The 1,048-nt window shown below is 33.3% G+C and carries 2 protein-coding genes; both read right to left on the reverse strand.

Going from position 1 to position 1,048, the window contains the following annotated elements:
- Positions 1–74: 74 nt before the first annotated feature.
- Positions 75–449, reverse strand: a complete 375-nt coding sequence (locus tag C9J37_RS27715) for a hypothetical protein (RefSeq protein ID WP_107897938.1) — start codon at positions 447–449, stop codon at positions 75–77.
- Between the two features lie 42 nt (positions 450–491).
- Positions 492–1,031, reverse strand: a complete 540-nt coding sequence (locus tag C9J37_RS27720; RefSeq protein WP_107897939.1) for an ERCC4 domain-containing protein — start codon at positions 1,029–1,031, stop codon at positions 492–494.
- Positions 1,032–1,048: the final 17 nt, after the last annotated feature.

Raw genomic sequence — 1,048 nt, forward strand, 5'->3', positions numbered from 1 at the left:
GCAGTCTGTAATTCTAGTGAATTTTGAATCTCTCGTAACACTGGATTAGCTAAAATTTCATCTTCAATTGACATTTAAATTACCCCTTGCTCAATTTTTCTTCGAATATCAATGGATTTAATGTTGTTCTCACGTTTCCATTTATCGATTCCTGCTTTCGTCATACCGAAAATTTCGCCTATACTAATGTCGGTCATTCCAGATTTCTTGTACTGTAGAAAGCTATCAAAATCTAAAACTTTTGTTTTAAGTTTTTCCGCCTTTTTAACACCATCATTTTTTTTATATCGAATAAGCAATTTCAAAAGAGATGCACCGAGTTTTTCAATTCCTTTGCAATGAACACACGTTGTCTTTTTCGAGTTATTGTTATTACATTTGCAAAGCACCAATAATTTATCAATTTCACGCAATACTTCTTTACGTTTATTAAGTAAATCCGCATCCATGTAAATTCCACACCCCTCTCTCAATACGCATGTTCATGATTATTAGAAAACACCTTTCTTCAAAGCTAATTTCATATGTTGTTTGAACCTGTTGTAAATATTGTGACCAATCATTTTTTTAGACATTGGAACAATTTCAAAATTGTACTTTGCTTTAAATGATTCCAATCGACCTTTCAAAGCTTTTGGATCATAAGCACTGCGGTAATCACCAGTAGCGATTTTTTCGTCAAAATCTAATTCTTCAACGAACAATACAAAACGGCTCCCTTGACTACGAATCAATTCATTTTCAAATGCATGCTGTGTATCTTTTTGTAGATTACCAGTTATCTCATCAACACCATTTTTGCGTTCAACGAAGCTATTGAGATAAATATCTCTTGGTATTCCCAATTCATCATTTTTAGGAATGAGACATCCGTAATCACCGACATCTAGTTTTTTAATTCGATATGGTATATCCCGCGCTACGAAATATTCTCTAATATGGTCATTCGATTTCTCGCGAGTGTCTATTACGATAGTGAGTGTTTTTATGATTTTATCTATTTCGGTATCGGTGTAAGCGTAGTGAATCATTGTGAATCACCTTCAAA

The organism is Lysinibacillus mangiferihumi (assembly GCF_003049665.1).
In the GTDB taxonomy this organism is placed as follows: Bacteria; Bacillota; Bacilli; order Bacillales_A; family Planococcaceae; genus Lysinibacillus; species Lysinibacillus mangiferihumi.